Genomic DNA, 19,459 nt, shown 5'->3' with positions numbered 1-19,459 from the left:
GGAGTGTAAAACGGTGATCAAATTTAACGATGAAAATAGGATTCCTACAAAAGATGATTTTCATGTAAGTGAAATTGATGAACGTGTTGTAATAAGAAAGCCGATTAAATAAACTAATTTAAAAATAATTAAGGGCTGATGGATTCCATTAGTCCTTTTCTTTTATTTATAGCTACTGTATTTTATCCATATATATGAAATAATTACAAATATTGGGTATAATACTAGATGGATTTAGAAATGGCAAAATAAGAATAGTCCAATCTTAAGTAGTTTTAAATCAACACACTTATAATAAAGAAATTATCGATTCTCATATTTAGTTTATTTTTAAATTAAGGAGGTTGAATAGTAAAATGGCAAGGTCAAAGGAATTTGAAGTAGATGCTGTTCTACTTAAAGCTATGCGGTTATTTTGGGAACAAGGTTACGAAAAGACATCTATGCAAGATCTTGTCTCGCATATGGGCATACACAAAGGGAGTATGTATGACACTTTTGGCGATAAACAATCATTATATTTTAAATCATTAGAGCGTTATATTGAGTTTTCGCAGCAAACGCTTATAAAGGAGCTAGCTAATACCCGTTCGGCCAAAGAAGCGATCCAAGTATTTTTCGAATTGTCAATTGACAAACAGGAAGAATTACCTACTGGATGTTTAATAGTGAATACTGCGGTTGAGTTAGCAAAACATGATTTAGAAGCAAGAGATTGGGTTCTTCAAAGTTGGGGTTTTACAGAGCAGTTAATACATGACATTATACTAGAAGGTCAAAGAATGGGAGAACTTTCTAAGAAATTAGATGCAAAAGAATTATCTTATTATTTTATTAATGCAATAATTGGATTTCGTGTAATGGTTAAGACTGATCCTGACCGAGAAAAATTACGCAAAATAATGGAAATAAATTTGTCAGTACTTGATAATTAGTGTGGGACTTTTTGCTTGCCAAACCAATTTAGTGAGCACAGGTCTGTGTTTGAGAGCCAACAAAGACCTGACCAAAGTAATAAAATAAAAAGACTACCCAATCCGTCTAGCAGATCATAATTTCGAAGTCACAAAAAACCGGCCCCAAACTTCGGAGCCGTTTTTGTTTTATTTAGATTTCCCTGTATTCGTCATATCTACTTTTACATTTACTTTGTAATCTATGTTTTTGTATACCTTATTCCAATCCATCTTGTTCCATCTTTCATATGATACGTGATTACGTACTAATGTTCCCATTCCAATCGGGTCTGTCTGTTCTTTTTGTAATATTTTTAGAAGTTTTTTTGAATTGGTTTTTAAGTAATTTTCGACTTGTTTCTCCAATTTTTTTTGATTTTTTTCTTTACTCAAATCCATTGTTCCTGTGTATTCAAGGATACTTCCTTTTAAATATAAATTGATTACAACTGTTGTATTTGTAAATTTGTTGATGTTTACTTTTTTATCATTTTTAGAATTTATATTGCTTAACATTAACTGATCGATTTTTCCTGAATCTTTTATGTTAATCATTAAACTTCCATTATTAATATCGTCATTTATAAAATTTAGTATTTGTGCTTCACTTAATGGAAGTAACCTAACATATTGATCGCCTCTAAAAGTGCCTAATCCTTTTAATGCTATGTTTTCACCTTCATATGAAAAAACAGGTAAAACTGGATCGATTCCGTCATCGTAATAATCCCTTAAAAAACGATATTTATCAGTATTTAAAATTTTGTTTTGCTTACCTAATTTATCAATGAATGTATATAAATATTCAGACACATCTGGAACCGAAGCTATTTTCTTTTTTAGAAGTTCTTCTCCTTTGCCTTCCACAATAGCAAATTTAACTCGGGTTCCGAATTCAGGATCCCTTGTAAAGGATTTAACGATATTTATCAGTCCTTTTTTTGCCAATTTTTCTCCGAATATGATCGATCCTTGTCCTCCGACTAACTTCAAGTTCGTTAGATTTTGAAGTTTGATAAAAGTATCATGTGATGACTTTCCGGATACAGTTAGCGTTTGAGTACCGAATTTTCCTTCTTTTGAAACTGTAGGAAAAAGGACTGTTGTTATGATAGGATTTTCTTCGTTCTCCGACAAATCGTAAGCGCCAGCTTGTAGTATTGCTAAATCTTCAATAACGTTACTAGTTCCACAACTTGTTAAAAATAAACAGCATATTGCGATTAATACAGTAATTTTATTTTGCATTAGCTGTCTCCCGATTAATTAGGTTTCTAATAATCTCAATAAAAAGGATAAACAATACAATGATAGGTAAGAGCCATGCTATGCCAATTCCACAATAACTCAACCAATTTAACCACTGTTCAACATCTATTACTGAATCCGGCAACAACGCAAGTATAAAACCACTTGCTAAGATTACTAAAATCCAAATAGTGGGCTTCAATTTTTTGAACATATTTCCTAAAAATTGTTGTGAGCCCCAGTAATATATGACTACAGTTGATAATATTTTAAAGGCAAAAACAGAAAAGCATAGATTCTCGGCTCTTGAAAGAAAAGAAACCTCAGTATATTCAAACAGTGTCATTACAGGATAAATATCATTTAATATTTGATCAAAGCTAAAAAACCCAAAACTAACAAATAGGATAATGACATAGATTAACATCGACATAAAGTTTCCAATAAAAAGGGCCTTTGTCCATTTTTTTTCTACCATTGGAAAAAAAAGAATTGAAACTTCAATACCTAAAAACGCTGAGTAAACTTGAAGTGATCCTTTGAGAAAATCAGTCTGACCTTTAAAAAAGAAAGTAGTAAAACGTGAAAAATTAAATTCTGGAAAAAGGTAGAAAATTAAAAAAATCATCGGTATTACAAAGCAAAATAAAAGTGCTATGGCTTTAGTGAATTTGTAAATTCCACCCCGTAATAATTGAAAACTTAATAAAGTAAAAAGAATGATAAAGATCGAAACTGGTAAAGCGGGAAAGAACATCATTTTAAAAATATTGATATATAATCTCATCACCATGCTTGCTATTCCAACCCAAACGCCAATAATAAACAAATAGATGGGGAACATAATCCATTTTGGAACAGTTGCCTCAATGATTTCAAATACGGAACGACCTTTTCCTAGTTTATAAATCATCACAATCATAAAAATATTAAAATTTACGAGTATAAATATAAAAAAGATACTTATCCACCCGTTGGTCCCAAAGTATTCTGCCATTACTCGAGGTAAGCTATATAGGACAAGTCCATTTTGCATCATGTAAATTAAGATAGATAGTTGAAGTGGATGAAGTCGTTCCTTCATATGATCACCATCAATTCCTTTCTCGATCACCTTTGTAATGCATCTTTGTTTGAGCTTTCCTTATTTTGTAAAAAGGCCCTCTCACAATACTATCCATCCAATCTTTGACAAAGGTTGGTGAAATTGGCATAAAATAAGGCGACTTTAAATTTGTCAAACCTGTTAAATGAATGGTCAGTATTCCTAAAACGAAGAAAATTCCAATATTCCCTAAAAACCCAGCCATTAATATAAATAAAAACCTTACGATTCGTATCGAAGCACTCATAATATAACTAGGGACGATGAACGAAGCAATGGCTGATATAGCAACAACAATAATTAAGATATTACTTGTAATTCCAGCTTCTACAGCTGCTTGTCCAATAACAATACCGCCAACGATTCCAATTGTTTGCCCTATTTTTGTAGGAAGCCTTGCACCAGCCTCCCTAAGCAGTTCAATAACAATTTCTAGAAATATTGCTTCGACTAAAGGAGGAAAGGGAACTCTACTTCTAGATTGCATAATGCTCTGAAGTAGGGATTGTGGGATCATTTCGTAATGAAATGTACAGATTGAAACATAAAATGCTGTAAGAATTAATGTAATAAATAAAGCCATATATCGCAAAATCCTAACCATAGTCCCCATGATCCAACGCTGGTTATAGTCATCTGTTGATTCAAAAAAATCAAAGAATGTAGAAGGGGTGCAAAAAATATTCGGACTATCATCTACAAGTCCAATGATCTTCCCAGCATATAATTTTGATACGGCTACATCTGGTCTTTCAGTCGTATAAAATTGAGGAAATGGTGAATTTTGATAATCATCTATTATTTGAATTAATACATTAGAGTCAGTAATGGAATCAACTTTGAGCGATTTAATTCTTTCTTTAAGATGATTCACTTTATCTAAATCAGCAATACCATCTATATACATCAAAAGAACTTTCGTTTTAGAAATCTCTCCAACACATAGATTAATCATTTTCAAACGAGGACTTCTTACTCTTCTTCTTATTAATGATACATTCGTATTTAAAGCTTCATTAAACGAATCATGTGGCCCATTTATAACAGTTTCCGTTTCAGACTGGGCAATGGCACGTTCCTCTAGTCCGGATACATTGATTAGATATGTATCCTCTCCATTAAACAAGGCAACATTACCGTCTAAAATTCCATTGATTACTTCTTTCTGATTATTTTCTATTCTAAACAATGATTGTTGAAATAGTTTTTCATAATTATAAAATGCTATTTCTCTTAAAGGAGAAAGTACCTCTTTCTCTAGCGTATTGGAGTCAACTAGAGAGTTTAAATAAATAATTTTAATATCATTTTGATTAAATGAACGATGGACAAGATCAAAACTTTCATCAAAATAATTTAGTGTTGTTTCATAAGTAGCTTCTGAAATTGTATTCTCCTCAGAATCTAATTCAGTATTATGAGAACTAACAAAACCTTTTTGTAAGAAAATCTTTTTATCTTTTGTTCGAAAGCGACTCATTCAAGTACCTTCCTTTTAAACCAATATACCTTATAATATTTACCAAGAATTGTACAAGTATGTATTCAAATACTACATAGAACAGTGACCTAAATAGAAAAAACTGCCAGGAAACAAAACCATGGCAGTTTAGATATGATTTAAAAAGGTATGAACTTTACTTTTATGACCGTTGGGGAAGTACGGTCATTCCATCTTGGAACATACGATTTGTGATTTCTTCTTTTTCTTTAGCTGAAACTGAGCTAGCAACTAACTTATAGATACCCGTTTTACCACCTAATGGGGAAACATATCGCTCTACATGACTACTACTTAATGGGCGACTATAATAGCCTGGCACATATTTATCCAACATTACTTGCATAGCAGCCGTTGCCTCATTTAAATCATAGACGGGTTTTATTGATCCTTCTATGATTACACTCATATAAGCTGTGTCCGTCCCGGCTGGTATAGGACTAGTAATTGTACCATAGCTCGTTCCTATCGTGAAACAAGCTAAAGCATTGTTCTCCATGTAAGTGACTTTTCTTCCTTCAGATGCACCATGAAAATAAATGGCGTTATTCAGCCAAACGAAGTTAAGTGGAATGACATATGGAACGTTTTCGGAAGATAAACCTAAAAAACCAGTTTGTGCATCTTCTAGAAAGTGTTTAATTTTTACTGGGTCAGTACAAATACGGTCATAATTACGAAGTGAAAACAAAGAAACCATCTCCCTCTTAGTTGATTATTCATAGAGTGCAAAAAATATAGGCTGGAATGATTGATTTAATGTTTTTCATACTCGTCTTAAAATAGCTATTTATAAAGCAGCCCAAGGGGACTGCTTTAATTTAGCGTTGTGATTTGAAAGCTGTACGAAGTTCTGATGTTATATATTCTGGTTGTTCCCATGCTGCAAAATGTCCACCTTTTGGAAGTCTGTTATAGTGGAACAGGTTCGGGTATGCTTTTTCTGCCCAACTCTTTGGTGCTTCATATAATTCATCAGGAAAGACGCTTACAGCAACAGGGATTTTTACACCTTTCACTCCAAAGAATGAAATTCCAGCTTTACCGTTTTCCCAGTATAGACGTGAAGCAGATATAGCAGAGTTCGTTAACCAAAAAAGTGTGATATTGTCTAATACATCGTCACGCGTTAGACCTTCTTTAACCCCTTCAAAAGATCTAGTGATTAGGGCAAGGCTTTTCCAATCATGATCAAGCATAAATGCTGCCAAACCTACAGGGGAGTCCACTAATCCAGTAAGCGTTTGTGGGCGAGTACCCATCAGAGATGCGTATGCGAATTTATTTTCAAGAACTTGAGAGACTGCTTTTTTCTCCTCATCTGAAAGACCTGACGGCAGCGGGTTTCCAGACCAAATCGCCGCATCAACTTCAGGAGGAATTACGCCAGCCATGTTAGTGTGAATTGCAACTAAGCCATCTGGCTCCTGAGCACCCATGAAATCTACAACAATTGCACCCCAGTCGCCACCTTGTGCTACATACTTCTTATAACCTAAGCGAGTCATCAACTCTCCATATGCACGTGCAATACGTTTAGGATCCCATCCAGTTGAAGTTGGTTTTCCTGAGAATCCATATCCAGGCATTGATGGAATGATTACATGGAAAGCATCTGATGCACTACCACCGTGCGCTGTAGGATTAGTAAGTGGTTCTATTAGTTTCATTTGCTCAATAATTGAACCAGGCCAACCGTGTGCAATGATAATCGGCATAGCATCTTCATGCTTCGAACGAACGTGAATAAAGTGAATATCTAGTCCGTCAATTTCAGTAATATAATTCGGTACGGCATTTAACTTAGACTCAACCTTGCGCCAATCATACTCATTTGCCCAATATCGTGCAAGCTCTTGCATTGTTGCAAGTTGTGTACCTTGAGATTGATCAGAAACAGTTTCCTTCTCTGGCCATCTAGTAGCATTGATGCGTCTACGTAATTCAATTAATTCCTCTTCTGGTACATTCACATGAAATGGACGAATTGCATTTTTTTCTAAAGTTTTATTTTGAGTCATTTATATCTCTCCCTATTATTGATTTATTTGTCGTGCTTCAGGGTACTAAAATTAACATCTTGTTTATGAATATAATTCAAACATCAAAACTAAACTTTTATATTCTACAGTGTTATAGTCAGGGTTTATTTTTTATTTAAGCAGAAGACATCAATTCTATTTAATCCAACTATGCGAGACCAGTTCATAATGGACGCTTTTATGATAAAAAAACCATTGAATAAGCTACTAAAACGATTTTATTTTTCCTGCTTGCGATGTAACCTCCTTTCGAGAACAAATTTAGCACATTAAAGAACGTTCGGTCAAGAATTATTTTTGACCGTTCGTTCTTTAATAGGGATAATAAATGGAAAACCCATATAAAAAATTTATTTAGCCAGTTTTAGGACTTATAAAGATAGTTATAGTCATAACTTGAAACCATTTGCTCAATGAAGAAAAAGAAAAAATTGGAACCAACCTATTCTTGACCATTCGTTCTAAAAAATATATGGTTATATCAAGATAATAAGAAAATCAAAAAAGTGATTAAATTACTTTAATTCATTTGTCCTATTTTTCAATAAAATAGTTAGTTTAAATGACATAGAAAAATTGTAGTTAATAAAGTTTTTTATCATTCAAAAATAATTATGATCAATAACAATGGATGATGAATCATTAGAACACTTTTGTATTTATAAGACTAAATTAATCAAGTGGAAAGTTTGAAAACCACTAATTCAAATGACCCAGATATTTATAAAAGGGCATTCGGATTGAGTTCATTTATTAATTAAATCATTTTAATTGAAAATCCTGTATTGTTAATAAAACACAATACTTTTAATATTAAGCCTAGTCTAATAAAAATGTTAAAGGCAATTAACTTAGAAAATGTTTAGTTATTTATTATGGTAGGCATCTTTAGACAAATGTTCTTTATGTTGAAATAAAATAAAAGGTGGTGAATAACATGGAGTTGAAACAATTAGAATATTTTGTGGCGATTTGTGAAGAGATGCATTTTACTAAGACTGCAGATAAACTTGGGATAGGACAACCTACCTTAAGCTATCAAATTAAAGGATTAGAAGATGAGCTTGGCGTCAGATTATTTGACAGATTAGGCAAAAAAATAGCTCTTACCGAAGCGGGTAAGATTTTATTAGAACACTCACATCAAATTTTTAATACAATCAAAGGTGCGAATGAACAATTACAAGAACTACAAAAACTAGATAGAGGTAAGTTAGTAATTGGTGCACCATCAGGAGAATTAAGCCAAATTGCGTTACTAGCATTACTTGAGTTTCATTCCATGTATCCCCATATACAGATACAGTTTTTTGTTTTAGATAATGTTGTCGAAAAAATAAGACAAAACGAATTCGATTTAGCATTAACAATAATGCCAATAGATGATGATGGACTAAAGATTATCCCATTATATGAAGAGGAATACTATCTAGTTGTCCATTCTGAACATATACTAGCTGATGTAAACTTACTCGAAATCACTAATCTTAAAGATATACCATTTATAATAAACCAAAAAGATCATTGCCTTAGAAAATGGATTGATTCTATATGTGGAAATTTGGGTATAATGATTCAACCAATTATTGAAACTTCTGATGCAACGTCGATTGTTAACTTAGTTAAGGAGGGGTTAGGAGCCACAATTTTATCAAAGACACTTTATAATCTAGTGGATAACGGCCAATTAATGGCAATAAAGTTAAACCCTTCGCTTCAAAGAAATGTAGTAATGATTCATCATAAGGAAAAGTTTATCGGTTCAGCAATGAATATTTTTAGAAATTTATTGAATTCACATGTAGAGAAATTTAGTAGAAAGAAAGTCATTGTGTAAAGATAAATAAAAAGTGAAGAAAGGAAACTAGGGTTCAAACCTGGCCGCCTTGGTATTTGTTAACTGTAGGGAACTAAACTGTTTTTTCATCAAGAATAGAATTTAATTTATTAATAAAAGTCCAGGGATAAAGAGGGATCTTGGGGATGTGTAAAGAAAATAAATTACTTGAAGAAATTGAAAATCTAAGAATGCGTGTGGTTAAATTAACAATTCAAAAATCCTTTTCGTATCCAGAAGTATTAAAAATTAGTCAAAACTTAGATAGCTTATTAAATAGGTATGATAAAAGTGTAATGAAAAAGATATAAGAATGAATCACGCAAAAAGAGTCATCATAATATTAACAACCTTTAAAATAATGAAGATTGGGAGTGTTTCATGATGAGCGTGTTGTAATCAAAAAACCGAATCAGGATGAAATACAATAAGTAATGAGGCTATTTTCGTATATTAATTACGATAGCCTCTTTTTTATTAGTTAAGATTCTTCTCCCTATTTTATTAGGAAATTAGATAATGGAACTAAACGAGAAGACTATGCTAGAATATTTGACTTGTTTTTAGATCCAATAAAGCAAGATTAAGACGAATTGGAAGCCAAAGATTAGGCTTGGTAATTGCAAAATGGATTGTAGAAATACATAATAGTACTATTCAAGTATTCATATTAGGTGTTGTTTTTAGTACAAAAAATAATGTGTTTTCCAAAAAGAAAGGAATGTTGACCTTGAAAATTGCTTTCATTGCACATGATCAAAAGAAAAATGACTTAGTAAATTTTGCGATGGCATATGAATCTATTTTATCTAAACACGAATTATATTCTACAGGAACAACTGGAACAAGAATAATGGAAAATACAAATTTAAACATACATCGTTTTAATTCTGGACCACTTGGTGGAGATCAGGAAATCGGTGCTTTAATAGCGAAGAATTTGATGGATATTGTTATCTTCTTTCGGGATCCACTTACAGCACAACCACATGAACCGGATATTTTAGCTTTAATTCGTCTATGTGATGTTTACTCAATTCCTTTAGCCACAAACATGGGTACTGCAGAAATATTAATCCATGGTCTAGAGCGAGGGGATTTAAAGTGGAGAAACATTGTACATGGTAAACAAAATAAAGAAAATATAAGCAAAAATCTTAAAATAGATGAAGGAATCGAATAATAAACTTTGATGAAGGAAATAGTAATTCTAGTTCGTTTATAAGGAGGTTTATGATGGATAATCAAGGAATTGGACATACACATGATACAGGTGAAACAGTCAAGATTTCTGGCTATTATACTGACCAAGACGGAGAGCATATTGAATTACAAGCAGGACAAAAATTCCCTAACTGCCCTTCATCAGGAAAGCCAACGAAATGGAGACACGGACGTTAATAGCAGAAGTTCAGTAAAAAAAGATTGTACGATGTACAATCTTTTTTTACTGAATAGATACGCTATACATTACTCCAAGATACATTGTAATCACAAAGCATAGACTAAATGCAATTGATAGCATGATTTTTGTCTTTTTAATAAAACTGATGACTAATAACCCTAAGAAGATGATTGCCATGCTTATTAACATTGTACCTTCTACCGTAAAAGTAACAGCTATTCTAATAGGTAAGGTAAGGTCAATCCCCATAATCCATTCAATCCATTTAGACGGACCCTCGTTTTGCAAAGTTAAGTTAATATTATGCGGTGGAGATTTAGTGCCCATTATAGCCGTAAAAAAGAATACTAGCGTAATTGTAATATACTCTGCCTTTAACCAACTACGAATAGTACTTGAAGGACCTTCAGTGGACTTTCGCATTAGTACACCATTGAAAAAAGCAAAAAACAATACTGGTATGATACTAATGTGCTTTAAAAGTAACATTTGTCCATAAGGAAGTAACCAAGCATTCGAATAGTCTTCTAATTTAACGACTTCTAGCATTAACACTAAACCACTTATGAAAATAATAACGACACATATGATGGCTAAAGGTGTAAACCATTTTAAGAATCTACCATAGTTTTTATAATCCTTAGCTAGCCATGTAACATTAAATAGAATTCCACTCCAGATAGAAACCATTAGAAAATGACTACTTTGAAAGATAAAACCATCCCAAAAGTTCATAGAGGTAATATGACCTGCATAACCGATACTTAAGATCATCATGAATAACCAAAAGAAATTAAAAAACCTTTTACCATCGCTATAAATATTAATGACAAGCATAATGGCAAACATACTCAAGTAAATCCATGCATTACCTACAGCTGTTTTTATGAATACAGAATAAATGGCTGTTTTAAGATGAACATCATCTAGGAAAAAAGTAATAATTTGTAGAGCAGGAAATAGTGAAAAGAAAAGTATGCCGACAATAACTAAATAAACTGTACCTTTTGTAATGTTGATTGTTGGTTTTTTGTCTGACGGAACAAAATCTAATACAAACTTTCCTGCTAATATTGAATAAAGAATATATGTTATGAACTCAGTGATTGGAATGGTATAACTCATTTTCTATTCCAAAGAACAACTCCACCAACCATTAATGCGATTCCAAAAAGACCGATTGCAATTAGTGGAATAAAATATTTAGATCTTTCTTTTTTAGGAGTAGCTTCTTTTTGTTTTTGTTTAGTTGGGGTTTGATCCTTCACTGCTTTGTCAGTTGTTTTAGTATCTGCTGTCGTTTTAGTTTCAGCCTGCTTTAATTCTACTTTGAAAGGAATCTGACCTGTTATTGGATGGCCATCTTCACTTAATACTTTCCACTCAATCTTATAGTCGCCATTTTCTAACCCATTTGGTAGATCAGCAATTAATTTATTACCTTTAATAGAAACATTTGTGACTGTCGTAGCTTTTCCAGCTTTATATAATTTGATTGTACCTAATTGCTCAAGAGCTTCTTCAAATTCAAGTGTGATTTGTTTAATTGGTTCGGTGATAATTTGCCCATTTGATGGATTAGAAGAAACAAGCTTAGTATGCGCACTCGCCAAAGTAGGGAATAAAAATAGCATTAAAATAATGATTGATAAACCTTTTTTCATATAAATCTCCTTCTTATGTAAAAATTTGTGCTTAATTTAATATAATGTAAAAACTTGTAATTATGAAATTATATTATCTTAGTTAAATTAACCACTCTTCTCAATTACACATTTTAGCTCAAAAATGTGATGTATTTGTGAAGTAGATGTAACTAATTACAGAATAGTATTGTTAGTTTTAATAAAGAAAATTAATTTATTATTTACAGAACCTCCAAAGTAAATTAATAAAATTTCATTAAAATTAAGAAGTGGAAAATAATGAAAATTTAATTTTTTAGGAGGTTATTTTATGTTTAAAAACAAACTTAAGAAAAAGTTAATTCCAGTGGCAGTGCTTTCAACTATGGCATTTGGTTCAATTATTGGCTCATTTGCTAACCATACAGTACAAGCTAAGGAAGCAAACAAGAACGAAATTAGGAATGTAATTTTTTTAATTGGTGACGGAATGGGTGTATCATATACTACTGCTTATCGTTATTTAAAAGATAATCCAAAAACAAAAGAAGTTGAACAAACAGAATTCGATCATTACTTAGTAGGGCAACAAATGACATATCCTGAGGACCCAAAACAAAATATTACTGACTCGGCAGCAGCTGCAACTGCAATGTCAGCGGGAGTTAAAACATATAATGCTGCAATTGGCGTAGATAATGATGGAGCAAGAGTAAAAACAGTACTAGAAGCTGCAAAGGAAAAAGGAAAAGCAACAGGGCTTGTAGCTACTTCAGAAATTACACATGCTACACCAGCGTCATATGGGGCGCATGATGTAAGTCGTAAAAATATGAATGCAATTGCTGATGATTATTATGATGAACTAATTAAAGGTGGACATAAAATAGATGTCATGCTTGGTGGCGGATTAAATAACTTTGTACGAGAAGATCGTGATTTAACAAAGCAGTTTAAAAAAGATGGCTACTCTTACGTAACGAATAAAAATCAACTGTTAAAGGATAAAAACAATAAAATATTAGGTTTATTTGCTCCTGGTGGAATGCCAAAGATGATCGACCGTGAGGCATCTACTCCGTCATTAAGTGAAATGACAAATACAGCGATTAATAAATTAAGTAGAGATAAAGACGGTTTCTTCTTAATGGTAGAAGGTAGTCAAATTGATTGGGCTGGACATGATAACGATATCGTTGCGGCAATGAGTGAAATGGAAGACTTTGAAAAAGCATTTAAAGCTGCTATTGCTTATGCTAAAAAGGACAAGCATACATTAGTCGTTGCAACTGCAGATCACTCAACTGGGGGCTATTCTATTGGTGCAAAAGGTGATTACAATTGGCACGGGGAACCGGTTGCTGCAGCAAAACGTACGCCAGATTTCATGGCTGAACAAATTAGTAAAGGCGCAGATGTAGAAAAAACATTGAAATCGAATATTAACTTAGAATTAAAGCCCGAAGAAATTCAATCTGTAAAAAAAGCAGCAGAATCAAAAAATATGGTAGAGATTGATAATGCAATCGAAGCAATTATTGATAACCGTTCAGTAACTGGATGGACTACTAGTGGCCACACAGGTGAAGACGTAAATGTTTATGCGTATGGACCTGGTAGCCAATTATTTGCAGGGAAAATTGATAATACTGATCAAGCAAAAAATATCTTTAGAATTTTAAAGAATGGTAAAGAAGTAAAAACAGATCCAGTTAAATGACGGGATTTAGTGATGAAAGGGGATTTAGATGAAAAAATTGATTCCATTTATTTTACTTTCATTCATGCTTACAGGATGTAGTTTAGTTGAGAAGGAGAAAACAACTGCTTCAGCAGAGAATATAAAAAACGTCTCAACGATCTCCAAAAGCCGGGCAAAGACTTTAGACGATGTATATGTAACAAATCCACAGGTTTCAGATGATACGAGGTTAATTCTTAAAGGTCAAACGCAAAAAGATGAGAAAGGTGAAGTTACTTTAGAAGACATTGCTTCATTAAATCAGTCTTACACAATTGGACCAATCGTTATGAAAATTAAACAAGTTAAGCTGATTAAAAACTTACCAACGTATTCTCTTATGGATTATTTTCATTATTATACAGAAAGCTATGAAAGTTTTCGATTCATTAAGGTTGAGGTAGAAATCATAAATCACTCGAATAAACAATTACACTTTGGTCCAGTTGCCCATTTGATGACAAGTAATCATGAAGTAAAGGAATTTAAAGATGACTTCTATATTGAATATTTAGGTGGAGAAATCAATCCAAATAGTTCAAAACAAGGCGCAATGGGATTTATTGTTGATCATACTGATCCTAGCTTGAAATGGATTGAGTTAACAACTAGTGATGTATTAGATGATCAACATAAAGTGATTGCTAAAGCACAAAAAATAAAAGTGGATTTTCATTAGATTACACAAAAAAAACTCCTTTCTAAAAAATAGAAAAAGGAGTTTTTTATTTTATAAGGTGATTTCATCCTCAACTGGTGGAAGGAGTACGTCATTTTTATCAGGATACATTGTTTCAATATGATTTTCTCCCCAAGAGCACAGTAGGTCTAATACTTCTTTTAATGACCATCCGTAATCCGTTAAGGAATATTCCACTTTTGGCGGAACTTGATTAAATACTTTTCGGTGAACGATATTGTCTTCCTGCAATTCTTTAAGCTGCTGAGTTAACATTTTTTGGGTAATGTTCGGCATCAATTTTTTCAACTGAGAAGTTCTTTTTGTACCTTTTGTCAAATGACATAGAATGACAACTTTCCACTTACCACCGATTACATCTAACGAAGCTTCAACCGGAATATTGTATTTTTTCATTTTCTCCTCTCCTTCATTATTAATGATTCAAATATCATAACATTCTCTTCGCAAACTGTGTAGTTTCTAGTTCGATAAAAAACTTTTTTGAGAATTTTTCACTGTTTTAAACCTTTATTCTCTTAAATGTTACTAAAAAGTAACTATATCACTTCAAAGTACATACTTCTTTTACTTAATCCTATCGGTCATAATGACAATAGTTAATTGATTAACACACACATTTACGAAAAGTATTTTTCCATTGTTCCTTAAATGTATAGAGGAATACGTTAATCTTTTACTATTTCTTTTCATTTATGTTTTGAATGATAATGAGACTTTATTCAGGCGCCATGTCTCTTTGTATTCAAACTAAAAATAAAACGCACAATAAAAATAACAAGGAGGATTTATATATGAGTTCAACTGCTGCTTCGATTAAGATACAAGAGAAAAAAAGTGGCACTCCTGCGTTAATGGCTCTTGCTATTAGTGCATTTGGGATTGGGACAACGGAATTTGTTCCTGTAGGTTTATTATCAACTCTTGCTGGTGATTTGAACATTTCAATCACATTAGCGGGATTATTAATTTCTGGATATGCGATGGGTGTTGCATTTGGAGCACCAATTTTAACTGCATTAACAAACAAAATTGGTCGAAAATCATTACTAATGCTATTAATGATTATTTTCATCATTGGGAATAGTGTTGCAGCCTTTTCAAGTAGTTTTGGTCTATTGTTAGTTGCGCGAATCATTACATCATTTTCGCATGGTGTGTTCTTTTCAATCGGTTCAACAATTGCAGCCGATGTAGTACCTGAAAATAAACGTGCAAGTGCGATTGCCTTTATGTTCACAGGCTTGACTGTTGCGACTGTAACGGGTGTTCCATTAGGTACATTTATTGGTCAACATTTCGGATGGAGATCAACTTTTGGAGCCGTAGCAATATTAGGTGTTATTGCAATCATTGCAATTGCGTTATTAGTTCCAAAAACAATTAAACAGCCACCAGCATCAAAGTTTAGTGATAACCTGAAAGTTTTAAAAAATGGACCATTACTTTTAGCCTTTGCTATTACAGCTTTAGGGTATGGAGGTACGTTTGTAGCTTTCACATACTTGTCACCAATTCTTGAAAAAATTACCGGCTTTGCTCCAAACTCTGTAAGTATTATCTTACTTGTTTATGGTATTGCAGTAGCACTTGGTAACACGATCGGTGGAAAAGCGGCTAATAAAAATCCTTTAAAAGCACTAACATGGATGTTTGCTGTTCAAGCTATTGTTCTTATTATTCTTTCGTTTACAGCTCCATTTAAACTAGTAGGAATTGTAACGATTTTCTTCTTAGGCTTGCTTGCTTTTATGAATGTACCTGGTCTACAAATTTATGTTGTGAAATTAGCTGAGAAGTATGTCCCATCTGCTGTAGATATTGCATCAGCGCTAAATATAGCAGCGTTCAACGTAGGTATTGCAATTGGAGCATTTATTGGTGGTTTAGTTGTAGATACTATCGGCCTGATTCATACACCATGGATTGGTGGGATCATGGTATTAGGAGCTGTTGGGTTAAGCATCTGGAGCGCTTCTTTAGAAAAGAATAAGTAAATTTTTAAAATAATAAATAAATAATTTAAAGGGAGAAATAAAAAATGAATAATTTAGTTAAATTAAATAATGGTTTAGAAATGCCAGTAATTGGGTTAGGAGTTTTCCAAGTAGAAGACGGACAAGTGGTAATTGATTCTGTAAAAGCTGCAATAAGAAATGGCTACCGTAGTATCGATACTGCAGCGATTTATCAAAACGAAGAAGGTGTAGGGCAAGGTATTAGAGAAGCTCTTGAAGAAAATGGTCTAAAACGTGAAGACTTATCTATTACATCAAAGGTATGGAATGCTGATCTAGGCTACCAACCAACTTTAGATGCTTTTGAATTAAGTTTGAAAAAACTAGGTCTTGATTATTTAGATCTATATTTAATTCACTGGCCAGTTGAAGGTAAATATGTTGAATCATGGAAAGCACTTGAAACACTTTACAAAAACGGGAAAGTAAAAGCAATTGGAATGAGTAACTTCCAAATTCACCACTTGAAAGAAGTAATGGCAAATGCTGAAATAATGCCTATGATCAACCAAGTTGAATTACATCCAATGCTAAGTCAAGTTGAACTAAGAGAATTTTTAAAAGAAAATTCAATTCAAGTAGAAGCATGGGCGCCATTAATGCAAGGGCAATTATTTGACAATGAAACTTTATTACAAATAGCAAACAAACATAATAAATCAATTGCTCAAGTTGTATTACGTTGGCATTTACAAAATGGTGTTGTCATCATACCAAAATCAATCAAAGAACATCGTATTCAAGAAAACGCAAATATTTTCGATTTTGAACTAACAGAAGAAGATATGAACCAAATCAACTCACTGAACCAAAATCACCGTGTTGGTCCAGACCCTGACAATTTTGATTTTTAAATAAAATATAAACGTAAACGACTGCTAAATTCTTTGGCAGTCGTTTTTATTTCTTATAAAGTGAAGTGTTTGCACATTCTCAAAAAATTAATTAAATCATAGAGGCATTTTTTATTAAGAGTCGAATATTCGAATATAACAATTTCATTTACAAAAACTTCCGCACCATAAGACTTAAGACTTACTAAGTTTAATACTTAAGTTCGTTTCAAAGTATATATTGTTTCGTTACGATAAATAAGTAGTGAAAAATATTGGAGAACGGTCAAGTTGTAGTATAGGAGTTGATTACTTTGAAGAAAGAAACTAAGTTCAATACAATGAAAGAACTGACGTTACACATAGTATTAGCTACGATATCGATCGTAATATTAGTCACTAGTTTACCTACTGTCATAACGATCTATAAAATATCGATTATTTTAGCAATCATGGTAATTCTGCTTTTAGATTTTTATCTGGTAGTATCGAATCATAAAAGATTTTTAAAGGTTACAAAAATAGCGCTAATTTGTTTACTACTTTGTATAACGGTAGTTGGCATTTTATTTTATGCTAGTCAATTTCTAGTATTCGTAGATGCGTACGGAATTGAGCGAATATTAACCAATCATATAGCAACGGCAAAATTATTATTTTTCTTAATCTGTTTATCTCAACCGATTTTTTTACCTTTACCAGAAGCCCTTACTATTCCTGCAGGTAGTGCTGTAATCGGATCGTTTTCGGGAGCGTTATTAGGATTTTTAGGTTCAACTTTAGGTATTGTCATTATGTATTTCATAGCAAGAATAGGTGGACTTAAATTAGTTTCGAAGTTTGTTAAAGAAAGTCAGATAAAGAAATATCAGGAATATATCAAAAAAAATGAAACAATTATTTTGACATTAATGTTTATTATTCCAATTTTACCGGATGAAATTATTTGTGTCGGGGCAGGGATTAGCAAAGTCTCTTTTAAAAAATTCCTTATAATTGCTTCGATTTCAAAATTAATTACATCATCTCTATTATCATACTCTGTGTATTTGGCTAAAATTTTCTCTTTAACAACATCACAAATAGTATTAACTAGTTCCATTTTAATTGCCTGCATCTTCTCTTTATCATTAATGATTAAGAAAACAATTAAACGAACCAATTCAAAAGAAGCTTACGTAACAGAAAGTGAATAATAAAAAAGGCAATGTAAGGTTAAACCATTACATTGCCTTTTTACTTAGTTCAAAAACTGCATTTGTCGAATTTGAAAATTTCCTGAGAAATAATGTAGAAAACATGACGAATTTACATCAATACTTTAATACCTTGAACGATATTCCATATAAAGACAATTAAATTAACGATTAGTACTAATACAAATCCACCAACTAAAGCAAAACCTGCTCCGTCACCCAAAGACATAAATGTGAAAAAGGAAATAAGCGCTAAAATAATAATTGTTAGAAATGGTAGAATATGTGAAAAAAAGGCTCGTTTAGAATGCGATTTTAGTTGTTGATCCTTTGCGACGAAATAAACAATTATTGGGAATAAGAAAGGCGCAAAGAATACACTAAAATAACATAATGAGGACAAAATCTTATTTGTTTCCATCTTTTTACCTCGATTTCTTAATAAATTTTAATTAATCTTAGTATAGTTTAATTTATATATAAAAATCGATTCTTTTATTAACAATTTTTTTGATACTTAATTAAAAAAGTTTAGGCTGAGAAATGTGTATCCTTTTTTTGTTTCTTTTTTAAAGAAATGTAAATGAAAAAACCGACTATGATAGTTGCGGTAATACAGATTGTAATCCATGGAGAGCCAAGCAAGAAATTTCCGTATAAGGTATAAAGAACTGCGATTGGAATATTACCAGCAAAAACAATTGCAATATAGGACAAGTATTTCATATTAGTGGAGGCGGCGATAAAGCAAGCACCATCTGTTGGAGCTAGAGGAGTTGCGACTGTTAGGAATAAGTATTTCCTTCGGTTCAAAATAATCTCTTCAAATAGAGAGGGATATTTATTTTCCATGAATTGTTGAATTGAATCACTTAAAATACTTCTACTTAATAAGTAAATAATTGTTTCTGTGATGGCCATTCCGATTAATGATAAGAAAATGGTTTCAAACGGGTGAAAAAACAAGCTACCTACTACAATTAATAAAGAGCTAGGAATGAAAAGAAAGATTCTGGCACAAAAAATAGCGACAAATAATAACATAGGATTGATGGAAGAGTTGGCAATATAGTGTTTTATATCTTGCAATGACAAATGAAATAAATGATATCGAATAGCGAGTAGTAGCATTAAAATCCAAAAGCCGATTACAGTTAGTGGAACGACTTTTTTCATGATGTATGCTCTCTCCTTTTAAGTTAGAAAATCTTCAGTTATAGTATTCTATTCCTCAAGTACAAGAAAACTGATT

The 19,459-nt window shown here is 32.3% G+C and carries 20 protein-coding genes; 10 read left to right on the top strand and 10 right to left on the bottom strand.

Going from position 1 to position 19,459, the window contains the following annotated elements:
- The first annotated feature begins 356 nt into the window (after window positions 1-356).
- Window positions 357-935: a TetR/AcrR family transcriptional regulator gene (locus ACSBO6_RS20310; protein ID WP_098846251.1), complete on the top strand. Its 579-nt coding sequence runs from the start codon at window positions 357-359 to the stop codon at window positions 933-935.
- A 168-nt stretch (window positions 936-1,103) separates the two neighbouring features.
- On the opposite strand, the gene ACSBO6_RS20305 is transcribed toward ACSBO6_RS20310, so the two are convergent.
- The 5 genes from ACSBO6_RS20305 to ACSBO6_RS20285 all read right to left on the bottom strand — a co-directional run bounded on the left by ACSBO6_RS20305 (window position 1,104) and on the right by ACSBO6_RS20285 (window position 6,831).
- On the bottom strand, window positions 1,104-2,204 hold the full coding sequence (locus ACSBO6_RS20305; RefSeq protein ID WP_098846252.1) for a Ger(x)C family spore germination protein: 1,101 nt from the start codon (window positions 2,202-2,204) through the stop codon (window positions 1,104-1,106).
- The gene (locus ACSBO6_RS20300; RefSeq protein WP_098846253.1) at window positions 2,194-3,318 is read right to left on the bottom strand and encodes a GerAB/ArcD/ProY family transporter; all 1,125 of its coding nucleotides are present in this window, start codon (window positions 3,316-3,318) and stop codon (window positions 2,194-2,196) included. The genes ACSBO6_RS20305 and ACSBO6_RS20300 overlap by 11 nt, the downstream gene beginning before the upstream one ends.
- Window positions 3,299-4,789, bottom strand: a complete 1,491-nt coding sequence (locus ACSBO6_RS20295) for a spore germination protein (protein ID WP_098846254.1) — start codon at window positions 4,787-4,789, stop codon at window positions 3,299-3,301. The genes ACSBO6_RS20300 and ACSBO6_RS20295 overlap by 20 nt, the downstream gene beginning before the upstream one ends.
- Before the next feature lie 163 nt (window positions 4,790-4,952).
- Window positions 4,953-5,501: a pyridoxamine 5'-phosphate oxidase family protein gene (locus tag ACSBO6_RS20290; RefSeq protein WP_483295187.1), complete on the bottom strand. Its 549-nt coding sequence runs from the start codon at window positions 5,499-5,501 to the stop codon at window positions 4,953-4,955.
- A 130-nt stretch (window positions 5,502-5,631) separates the two neighbouring features.
- Window positions 5,632-6,831 carry an epoxide hydrolase family protein gene (locus tag ACSBO6_RS20285; protein WP_498843939.1) on the bottom strand — a complete coding sequence of 400 codons (1,200 nt, stop codon included), beginning with the start codon at window positions 6,829-6,831 and terminating at the stop codon, window positions 5,632-5,634.
- Window positions 6,832-7,789: 958 nt separating this feature from the next.
- Here ACSBO6_RS20285 and ACSBO6_RS20280 point away from each other — a divergent pair.
- The 4 genes from ACSBO6_RS20280 to ACSBO6_RS20265 all read left to right on the top strand — a co-directional run bounded on the left by ACSBO6_RS20280 (window position 7,790) and on the right by ACSBO6_RS20265 (window position 10,090).
- Entirely contained in the window at window positions 7,790-8,689 is a 900-nt protein-coding gene (locus ACSBO6_RS20280; protein WP_098846257.1) for a LysR family transcriptional regulator, read from the top strand.
- Window positions 8,690-8,835: 146 nt separating this feature from the next.
- Window positions 8,836-9,000, top strand: coding sequence for an aspartyl-phosphate phosphatase Spo0E family protein (locus tag ACSBO6_RS20275; RefSeq protein ID WP_498843938.1), 165 nt, complete (start codon window positions 8,836-8,838; stop codon window positions 8,998-9,000).
- Between the two features lie 419 nt (window positions 9,001-9,419).
- Window positions 9,420-9,872, top strand: coding sequence for a methylglyoxal synthase (gene mgsA, locus ACSBO6_RS20270; RefSeq protein ID WP_098846286.1), 453 nt, complete (start codon window positions 9,420-9,422; stop codon window positions 9,870-9,872).
- 53 nt (window positions 9,873-9,925) lie between these two features.
- Window positions 9,926-10,090: a hypothetical protein gene (locus ACSBO6_RS20265; RefSeq protein WP_180232932.1), complete on the top strand. Its 165-nt coding sequence runs from the start codon at window positions 9,926-9,928 to the stop codon at window positions 10,088-10,090.
- A gap of 46 nt (window positions 10,091-10,136) precedes the next feature.
- Here the strand turns inward: ACSBO6_RS20265 and ACSBO6_RS20260 are convergent, their stop codons facing one another.
- On the bottom strand, window positions 10,137-11,219 hold the full coding sequence (locus ACSBO6_RS20260; protein ID WP_498843937.1) for a CopD family protein: 1,083 nt from the start codon (window positions 11,217-11,219) through the stop codon (window positions 10,137-10,139).
- On the bottom strand, window positions 11,216-11,758 hold the full coding sequence (locus ACSBO6_RS20255; protein ID WP_098846260.1) for a copper resistance CopC family protein: 543 nt from the start codon (window positions 11,756-11,758) through the stop codon (window positions 11,216-11,218). Before ACSBO6_RS20255 ends, ACSBO6_RS20260 begins: the two co-directional genes overlap by 4 nt.
- A gap of 292 nt (window positions 11,759-12,050) precedes the next feature.
- On the opposite strand from ACSBO6_RS20255, the gene ACSBO6_RS20250 reads away from it, so the two are divergent.
- Window positions 12,051-13,439, top strand: coding sequence for an alkaline phosphatase (locus ACSBO6_RS20250; protein ID WP_098846261.1), 1,389 nt, complete (start codon window positions 12,051-12,053; stop codon window positions 13,437-13,439).
- 28 nt (window positions 13,440-13,467) lie between these two features.
- Window positions 13,468-14,139, top strand: coding sequence for a DUF4352 domain-containing protein (locus ACSBO6_RS20245; RefSeq protein ID WP_098846262.1), 672 nt, complete (start codon window positions 13,468-13,470; stop codon window positions 14,137-14,139).
- A 51-nt stretch (window positions 14,140-14,190) separates the two neighbouring features.
- Here ACSBO6_RS20245 and ACSBO6_RS20240 read toward each other — a convergent pair whose 3' ends face one another.
- Complete coding sequence (locus tag ACSBO6_RS20240) at window positions 14,191-14,556, bottom strand: winged helix-turn-helix transcriptional regulator (RefSeq protein ID WP_098846263.1); 366 nt, start codon at window positions 14,554-14,556, stop codon at window positions 14,191-14,193.
- A 398-nt stretch (window positions 14,557-14,954) separates the two neighbouring features.
- Here ACSBO6_RS20240 and ACSBO6_RS20235 point away from each other — a divergent pair, with 398 nt between their 5' ends.
- The 3 genes from ACSBO6_RS20235 (at window position 14,955) to ACSBO6_RS20225 (ending at window position 18,207) form a co-directional block, all read left to right on the top strand.
- Complete coding sequence (locus ACSBO6_RS20235; RefSeq protein ID WP_353616069.1) at window positions 14,955-16,157, top strand: MFS transporter; 1,203 nt, start codon at window positions 14,955-14,957, stop codon at window positions 16,155-16,157.
- A gap of 44 nt (window positions 16,158-16,201) precedes the next feature.
- Entirely contained in the window at window positions 16,202-17,032 is an 831-nt protein-coding gene (locus ACSBO6_RS20230; RefSeq protein WP_498843936.1) for an aldo/keto reductase, read from the top strand.
- Between the two features lie 293 nt (window positions 17,033-17,325).
- Window positions 17,326-18,207, top strand: a complete 882-nt coding sequence (locus tag ACSBO6_RS20225) for a TVP38/TMEM64 family protein (protein WP_498843935.1) — start codon at window positions 17,326-17,328, stop codon at window positions 18,205-18,207.
- A 112-nt stretch (window positions 18,208-18,319) separates the two neighbouring features.
- Here ACSBO6_RS20225 and ACSBO6_RS20220 read toward each other — a convergent pair whose 3' ends face one another.
- A complete protein-coding gene (locus tag ACSBO6_RS20220) occupies window positions 18,320-18,628 on the bottom strand; it encodes a magnetosome magnetite crystal formation protein family (protein ID WP_098846266.1) in 309 nt (102 codons plus the stop codon).
- A gap of 110 nt (window positions 18,629-18,738) precedes the next feature.
- Window positions 18,739-19,383, bottom strand: a complete 645-nt coding sequence (locus tag ACSBO6_RS20215) for a TVP38/TMEM64 family protein (RefSeq protein ID WP_098846267.1) — start codon at window positions 19,381-19,383, stop codon at window positions 18,739-18,741.
- Window positions 19,384-19,459: the final 76 nt, after the last annotated feature.

Source organism: Bacillus sp. AL-1R, from assembly GCF_052180195.1.
Classification (GTDB): Bacteria; Bacillota; Bacilli; order Bacillales; family Bacillaceae_G; genus Gottfriedia.
The sequence above is the reverse complement of the archived record's forward strand: the minus strand, read 5'-3'. Positions and strand labels throughout refer to the sequence as shown.